This is a genomic window from Rhizobium sp. N122, from assembly GCF_002211295.1.
Classification (GTDB): Bacteria; Pseudomonadota; Alphaproteobacteria; order Rhizobiales; family Rhizobiaceae; genus Rhizobium.
On sequence record NZ_LOKU01000072.1, the window covers coordinates 1 to 8,473 of the forward strand.

Annotated in this window: 1 protein-coding gene and 4 pseudogenes; 3 read left to right on the forward strand and 2 right to left on the reverse strand. The window is 55.1% G+C overall.

The genetic code is table 11. From position 1 onward, the window contains the following. Nucleotides 1-228 precede the first annotated feature (228 nt). Nucleotides 229-1,341, forward strand: a pseudogene (locus tag ATY75_RS31030) (IS3 family transposase). 123 nt (nt 1,342-1,464) lie between these two features. Here ATY75_RS31030 and ATY75_RS31035 read toward each other — a convergent pair. Beyond that, nucleotides 1,465-3,532: pseudogene (locus ATY75_RS31035) on the reverse strand (recombinase family protein). Then, the gene (locus ATY75_RS31040; RefSeq protein WP_077994911.1) at nt 3,519-3,698 is read right to left on the reverse strand and encodes a hypothetical protein; all 180 of its coding nucleotides are present in this window, start codon (nt 3,696-3,698) and stop codon (nt 3,519-3,521) included. The pseudogene ATY75_RS31035 and the gene ATY75_RS31040 overlap by 14 nt, the downstream one beginning before the upstream one ends. Nucleotides 3,699-4,013: 315 nt before the next feature. On the opposite strand from ATY75_RS31040, the pseudogene ATY75_RS31050 reads away from it, so the two are divergent. Both ATY75_RS31050 and ATY75_RS31060 read left to right on the forward strand, forming a co-directional pair. Then, nucleotides 4,014-4,226, forward strand: a pseudogene (locus ATY75_RS31050) (transposase domain-containing protein); the annotation flags it as partial. A gap of 3,806 nt (nt 4,227-8,032) precedes the next feature. Then, nucleotides 8,033-8,344, forward strand: a pseudogene (locus ATY75_RS31060) (IS21 family transposase); the annotation flags it as partial. Nucleotides 8,345-8,473: the final 129 nt, after the last annotated feature.

Here is an 8,473-nt window from a genome sequence, read left to right on the forward strand (position 1 = left end):
CATTCGCCCCACCTCAAAAGCCGCGCGGGCGGCCGCCGAAAAATCCTCAATTCTCCCTGGCATCCACGTCGGCATAAGTGGGGAATTTTACTTCGGCACTTCTGGGGAAAATTACGCGGCATTGACACGTGTCCGAGATCGTCGCGAAACGCTCGAACATGAGTAGAATCAACACCGTGCACCATGTCCACTAAATTTAAACCGGACAGCAGTGGAACAGGAGAGACCATGACGAGAGACCGCGCCGGAACCATACCCGGCCTTCAAGGCAAAGGTGGCGCTTGCCGCCATCAGGGGCGAGCAGACGCTGGTGGAATTGTCCCAGCAGTTTGACGTGCACGCCAACCAGATCAAACAGTGGAAAGACCAGCTCCTTGAGGGGGCGACAGGCGTTTTCGGTGATGAAGCGAAGGCGGAACCGGCGGGTCCAACCGTGGATGTCAAAACACTGCACGCCAAGATCGGCGAGCTGACACTGGAGAACGATTTTTGTCCGGTGCGCTCGGCAAGGCGGGATTGCTGGGCGGAAAGAAATGATCGACCGCGCACACAAACTGTCGGTCGTGCGCCAGGCGAAGCTTCTCGGCTTCAGCCGTGGCAGCGTCTACTATTCTCCACGTCCAGTGTCGGGTGGCGATCTTGCTCTGATGCGCCGGATTGATGAACTGCATCTCGAATACCCGTTTGCGGGAAGTCGGATGTTGCAGGGGCTTTTGAGGGGAGAAGGGCTGGAAGCTGGGCGATTGCACATTGCCACGCTGATGAAGAAGATGGGCATTGAGGCTATCTACCGCCGCCCAAACACTTCGAAACCGGCTCCCGGTCACAAGATCTATCCTTATCTCCTGCGAAAACCTGGCGGTCATCGGCCCAACCAGGTATGGGCAATGGACCTGACTTACATCCCTATGGCACGGGGCTTCGTCTATCTCTGCGCCGTCGTCGACTGGTTCAGTCGTCGGGTTCTGTCGTGGCGGTTGTCGATCACGATGGAAGCGGACTTTTGCATCGAAGCGGTCGAGGAAGCGCTTGCTCGTTACGGCAGGCCGGAAATCTTCAATACGGATCAGGGATCGCAGTTCACCTCCATCGACTTCACGGCGGTGTTGAAGAAGGCCGAAAGCGCCATCTCGATGGACAGCAAAGGCGCATGGCGGGACAACGTCTTTGTCGAGCGGCTCTGGCGGTCGATCAAATACGAGGAGGTTTACCTCCACGCCTATAAAACCGTCTGAAGCTCGCGCTGGCATCGGCACCCGACGCCCACATTCATCCCTTGACCGGCAGACGCCGGATCAGGCTTACTTCAACGCGCTGGCACCGATGATTGTGGCAGCATAATCGAGGCGGAAATCCACTTAGAAAACGCCCGAAGCTGTTCAGACAAACCGAGCCAGCTCTAACAACATTCTCGAACGCGACATCAGGGTTTTCGGCGGACCTGAGTCATTGTGCACTCCCTCTTTAAGTATCTGTAAACATTGGAAGCGTCTCGGTGTCAGCAATGCGACACGGGCGGCCCTTTCGGGCTATCGCGGCTTGGACGGTCGCCGAAGTCAGGTCGCTGGCCCGGATTTGACACGGCGCGCCGGGAACCACCTGCTCGGCAGACAACACGTTCGTCTTGATCAGGTGGCGTATTCGGTGGTTGGTCACGCCCAAAACCGCCGCCGCCTCTGTCATGGTCAGCCATTCGCCCTCTTTATCGGCTGATTTGTACGCGTGAATGGCCCGGACCCGCCTTACGGAAGCGACCCGGTGTGCAGTCCAGGTTTTTCCTTGCCCCGTGGGCATTCCCATTCGATTGAGCGACGCGGCGATATGTTCATCGGACCAGCGTCCTGCCATGCTCCGCATCACTGCCAAAGCATCTTCCGTTGTGGCGCACCCGTGTTCACCCGTCTGGGGCTTGCGAACCTTGAGCTCCGAATGCTGACCGCCTTTCCAATGGATGGTCAGCACCACGTCGCGCACCTCATCACGACATCGACAACAATGTCGGCGATCAATGTACGTAGCAGTTGCTGGCGCACGCGCATGGTGACATCCGGCGACTCCCAGGCCGCCTGCAGATTGTCGGCGAGGTTTGCGAAAGTGCCTGGGTCAACTTCGATGGTTGAAGGACTTTCGGTAGGCCGCGCACTTCCAGATCACGGACGCGGCGTAGCGCCGTTTCCCAATTCTTCTCAAGCTGTGCAGCTATCAGGCGGTTGTCGGGATCGCATGCCGCATAGCGGCGCTCGGCGAGGCTAGCCTCGTAGCGGGCCTGTTGTAGCTCCAGATCGTGAATGTGGCGCTGGTCTTCCTGTCGCTCCCGGTGCATCCGCTCTGCTTCAAAAGTCGCCTCGATCGCTAATGGTTCTACCGCGCGCAACAACTCGCGCGCAACCGCCGCATCGACCTTCGAGCCGCCGAACGTCATGCAACGGGGCAAGCCCATCATCAGGTTCTGTTTATAGCAGCGATAGACAGGATTTTGTGGATTTCCCGTATAGGCAACACTCAGTCGCCGTCCACACCGTCCGCAGGTCAGGAGACCTGATAATAATGCTTTGCCGCCGCGGCCCGATTTAGTCCCACCCGAGCGGCCATAATTATTGAGGGCCAGTTGCTGTTGGTTACGCTCGTATTCGCCCCAACTAATGTAACCTTCGTGATGGTCCCGGATCATCACCTCCCAGCTACCGACGGGCTTGCCGTGCCCGTAACTGCGCCGAGCCCGTCCATCGACGATGGCAGTCCGCTTCTCGCTCTTCCCATAGACGTAAACGCCGGCGTAGAAGGGGTTTTTGAGGATGCCGATCACATTGCGATAACGTACTGGCATCCATACGAAGTTGGTCATGCGCCCTTCATCCGACGGCCGAGGGAAGTGAATCTGATCTTTCGTCATCGACAGCAGCACCTGACGCGCGCTTCCAAGGTCGTGGAAGCGGGCGAAGATGGATCGAATTACCTCTTGCAGACGCAGATCAGGATCGAGCCCAAGCCCGGCCTCCCGATGCCAAATGTAGCCGAACGGAACGGAAAGTCGCAGTTCGCCACGGCGCGCCTTCGACCTGGCGGCATCGAGCATCCGGGCTCTCAGCACGCCCAGTTCGAACTCGCTGATACTGCCCTTCATTCCCAGCAGCAGCCGATCGTTGGGTCGACATGGATTGTAGACGCCGTCATGGTCAATGACGCGGGCTTCGACCAGGCCGCACAGTTCGAGCAGGTGATGCCAGTCCCGACCGTTGCGCGCAAGCCGTGAAGCATCGAAGCAGAAAACGGCACCAACTTTGCCGGCGCACAGTAGGGCGACGAGACGATCGAAGCCCGGACGGGCGACGGTTCCGCTGGCAGAGCGCCCGAGGTCGTCGTCGATCACCTCGACGTCGCTGAAGCCGTGGTGTCGCGCAATGTCAACAAGATTATACTGCCGTCGCTGGCTTTCCAGATTGGTTATAACCTGCGACTGCGTGGATTGCCGCACATAAACGACGGCCTTGCGCGCGAGCAGCGCTGTCGGAATCAAATCAGTGCTGGTCATCGTTGACCTCCTCGACGACGAGGCCTGCGGCCTGCATCAGCAGGCAAGCCAGCGTTGAAATCGCCTTCTTGCGTTCCTTGTCGCTCAGTCCGTCGAGCATCCGAGTTTTGAATATCAGGTCGAGCTGCCGGCCCGACGCCGGCACCAGCGTATTGCGGGATCTCATCATGGTCCTCCTGAGTGATTCTACGTCCACTTCGGAAGGGTGCCGCTTTGCTGCCGCCAGAGACCAGCCTGTTCAATTCGATTAGCGTCGCAAGATCGACGCGTGGCGTTCCCATGGTCATGCCGCGGCAGACCACGGGATCGATCATCCACCCTGAGATCGCGATGACGACACCTGTCGGCCCCAGAACCTTCAAAAACCGGCCTGTCGCTCGTTCTTCGACGCGACGAATGGAAACCTTCTGGCCAAAATATGGATGCCAGCGATAGTGAACCTCGACTTCATCGCCGACATGGGCAGAATGAACGGGGCATTGCGACGGGAAGAAAATCGTGACTGTTCAGCGACACTGCTGACAGAGCCAAGGTCAGCGCAGTGATCTATAGTTTGATGCTGACCTGCCGCGCCTGTGGCGTCGACCCTCTGATCTGGCTGCGGCACGTGCTTATTGAGTTGCCGCAGCGAGACGACTACGCCGACATCGGCGACCTGCTACCGATCAACTTCTCGAAAACCTCCGCCGCCTAACGGAGCCGGATATCGCTACCGATGCGAGGCGGCTCCAGCGGTGCCGCAGCCGTCAATGCGCATCGAAAATCGCGCTTACCAATCTTCGGCAGGATATATCCTGATGTATATGCCGTGCGGCTGGTGGCAACGCTTTAGGGAGATCAATTTCTTAATGGTAAGTCACGGGGTGCATATCCAAGCCCTCTTGCCCTCGAAAAGCCAACAAATGTCACCGTCAAATGGCGTGGAATGACCTTTGATATCACTATCCGTCGCTGTCGAGCTGCAGATATGCTTAAGCAAAGGGCCACACAATTATTCGATAGCGTTTCGATCGTAAAAATGCCATTATTCGTTTCGAGTTCCTTGATTAGTTAAGCTATATATATCACCTCACCTTTTCTCATTGCTACAACGACGCATTCTTCATCATATAGAAAATTAAACAAATCTCTCCTATCTTGCAAGTATGGTATGGCTAACCTACAAATTGATGGATAATGAAGTTTATCACATGCGGAATGCCCTGTTCGACGCTACTAGGAGCTACGCAGTTCATAAGAGAGGGACGGTTAGAGTCAAATACCTTTATCTTGAGAGTGCGGATGCAGAACGCTCTGTGGACGCTGGACGGTTGGTCGGAACCGGAACATATGAAGTTCAGACCTACCCTCCGTATGCCGCTCCTGTTGAGGCAAAGCCCTGGTTCATCGTTGTTGACAGCAGCGCAAACCTGAATGGCGCGATTGATGTGATAGCATGGGGGAGAGCGATAAGGTCATGATCGAAATCCCCGCTCATTGACCTGGCGCTTATGGAGTGTTTTGCGGTTTGTTGCTTTTTGCATGTGTTTGTTTCCCTTCCTTGTATTTAACCGTCATATGCGGCGGGTAATAGATTAATATCAATAAGTCAGGTCAACAATATGCTTGTGTTGATTATTTCTATGCTTCCGATGCTTGGCGACCGCTGATCGAGCAGCCACGGACGGGCGCGTCACGCCACTATTATACTATATTTCTATTTATCACCTCTTTACGATTATTTGGCGTCGTAAGTTTGAGACGATGAGTATTTTCCTGTTGCCTCTCGTTATTCTAATCAATTAACTCCAAGTAAGTTCAAGGAAATACTATTCTGGTATTGAACGACCAGGCCTTCTATCGAACCCGTGGAGTGCGAGGCGGGGACCGTTACCCGACTTGGCCAATCAGCAAATCAAGGCAGTCGGTCGTCGCCGGAAACTCTTATGCCTTAAGACATAAATAATACAGATTATCCAAAAGATATATATAAAGAGTCACATTCATTAATTCGAATAAGAACATAATAAAATTAACGTGAAAGCAGGCGTCAGCATAACACAGTACCATCATAAAAAACAATTAAATAAAAGTGGCGGCGCAAAAACAAAGGCGCACACGCCGCCATACATCTTGAAGATAACAGAAATACAACACGCACTCAATTGAGCCAACGGTGCGGAACCTCGATTTGGCCGTAAAAAGAACAATCATCCTGCTAAGCTCCCTGAAAGACGGCCGGCCATGATTGCAGTTGGTAATAAGTTTTTCCACTTATGATCGCTAAAGAATGTCGGCGCCTCCCAACGAAGACGGCGCGATCGCTATAGTAACGTAACCAAGGGGAAAACTGGGTAAGGGCAGAATGCACGTTTTGACTCACACCAAAGGTTTACCGCATGACACTTGATGTCGTTTGCTAATTAGGTTTGCACTTATTTAATGGACATTGCGTTTGCCAGTTATCCGCGCTCTGCGTAGTTGCTTACGACAATAATGACGGATCAAAAATAGCCTCAAAATTAGCGGGCATTAAGAAAGTTGTAGTACTAAACAAGATTGAATTTTATTTCAACAATTGAAATATGATGCTCTGGCATCAACTTACAAGTACAAGAGCGATAAGAAACATAAGCGGGGATCCTAAACCCCTGACTGAAGAAAAACAAACTCGCCGGGCCCACATGGCAGCCTGCTTCGAGGCGCGTCTACTCATGCGAAAGCTCTGCCGAGGAAATAGCAAGAACGAAAGCGATGAAGGCCAGAGCACCGCCTATAACATAAAGGCCTTTGCACAGCGCCACGAGCGCGCCAACTGCAACCATCAGCGCAAACGTCATGCCGGGGTTTGGTGATTTTAGGTAAGATTATGGTTGAGGGGAGAGAACCAAATTCGTTCTTCGAAAACGTTCGACGCTTAGTAGGCAGGGTAAGGATGGAGATTGTCTTGGAATGCCAGAACCAATGAGGCTTATATAGGGGATTTCCGGGTGCGCGAGTGACTCCAGGCATTCTGGCTCTATGACCAAGGTTTGTCGCATGGCTGTTCGTGTCTGGAGAAGGGCGCCCTACCTCATTGAGCCGCATTTTTAAAATTTTCAATCGGCAGATATGCCGTTTCGGTGCAATGAGAAGGCATTTTGAATGCCTCTCGTACCTCGCGAAGAGCCGCAGCTTCTGTGCAGTCCTTGGATGACGCTGAAGGTAGAGATCGCAGCTTTAGGTTCTGCCATAGGGCTGCCCGAATAGAGGCAGACCCCTGACCCATCCCACCAGACTATCTTGACCCGGTCTCCACAGTGCGCTTCATAATGCATCCCTCCATCAAATTCCGGGCAACCGGACGACTTTGATAATCTTCATAAAATGTTTGGCAGGATATATAGACATGTCAATTTCAATGGTTCCTACATTTCTAGGTTACTGTGCATTGGAGCGTGTGTTTTGTAAGCCCCCCGGCCTGAGACGGTGAGCACATTGGTGCCCATGATCGTGTCGGAGGCCGCGCCGGCGGTCCAACCCGCCGTGACGGAAGCGCCGGCCCCGCCGCACCCCCGCCGGAAGCGCAGCGACGTCACGATCGAACTGGGTCGCGACCGACGCGTCCGCATGGACGCCGACATCGACACAGAAGCGCTTCATCTGCGATGATCCCCATTCCGAGCGGCGTGAAGGTCTGGCTGGCGACGGACCATACCGACATGCGCGCAGGCTTTCCCGGATTGTCGCTCTTTGGCCGTATGGGAGTTGCGCCGCGCCAAGCAGCTATTAGCGGGGCGGTAAATCTTCCAAGGCCACCTCCAACATTCAAGCTAACTTAGCCCGGCCGCGCCGCAGACACCTCCGCCGGCTGTCAGCCGTTTCGACGATGGTCTGGGAAGGGAGCCGTCGTCAAAATGCCCTGCTTCCCTCGTTTGCTCAGTAGCTTCACGCTGTGCTTTCGTCGTCAAAGCCGGAAGGAAAAAGCATGACTAAAGAACTGCATACGACATAAGAGAGATGCGACAGTCGCCGCCTCTTGGGATGCTGGCTAAACGTCAACGTTTTGAAGGAAGACTGGCGACGTGCACATTCGATGTCGCCCCCGGCACTGGGGATCGTCTCATCTGGGTTGGCGCGCTGCACGTGGCCGCGTAAAAAACGGATTCTCTCAACGGTTTGGTGCTTTTTCAAGAACGACTGGCATCTATTGCTCGATCCATCTCCACCCTATTGCAGAAAAAGGTAAATGTCGCTCTGCATGCCTGATGGCCCCAGAGTGGCCGTGTAGGGCACACCATGGATACTGAAGTTGGTCTGGGGGTTGTCCGCGCTCGGCAGCAAGTCATCCCAGTACATTGCAAGCCGAAGGTCCTTCGGTGCCGGTTGATTGCCGTGTTGTTGCCAGCTCGAGAGTCTCCGTTGCGGCATCGACGTCTTGCTGCCCCGACCCCCTCTCCGGCGCCAGCGACTGCGGCGTCACTCGCATCGAACCGCCCACGGAACTGCGACGCGGCACACGGTCGCCGGCGCTACTATCGTGCGAACCGCCGGTTCGAGAGCTGGGCGGCATTCGAAGCGCATCTGGACCGGTGGGTACGCGATGTTGCCGACCAGCGTGAACACGGCACGACTGGCATAGCGCCAGCGGAACGCTTTGCCGCGGAGGCTGGGGCGCTTCGCCCGCTGGCTGGCCGCGCGCCGTTCGGGCAGTTGCGGGATCTCATGCGCATGGTTCAGGCCGATTGCGCAATCGACCTCGACACGAACAGCTACTCCGTGCCTTGGCGTCTGATCGGCGAGAGCGTTCAGGTCGTGGTACTGGCAGGCCGTGTGATCATCCGTCATGCGGGCCATGTCAATGCCGCGTAATTTTCCCCAGAAGTGCCGAAGTAAAATTCCCCACTTATGCCGACGTGGATGCCAGGGAGAATTGAGGATTTTTCGGCGGCCGCCCGCGCGGCTTTTGAGGTGGGGCGAATG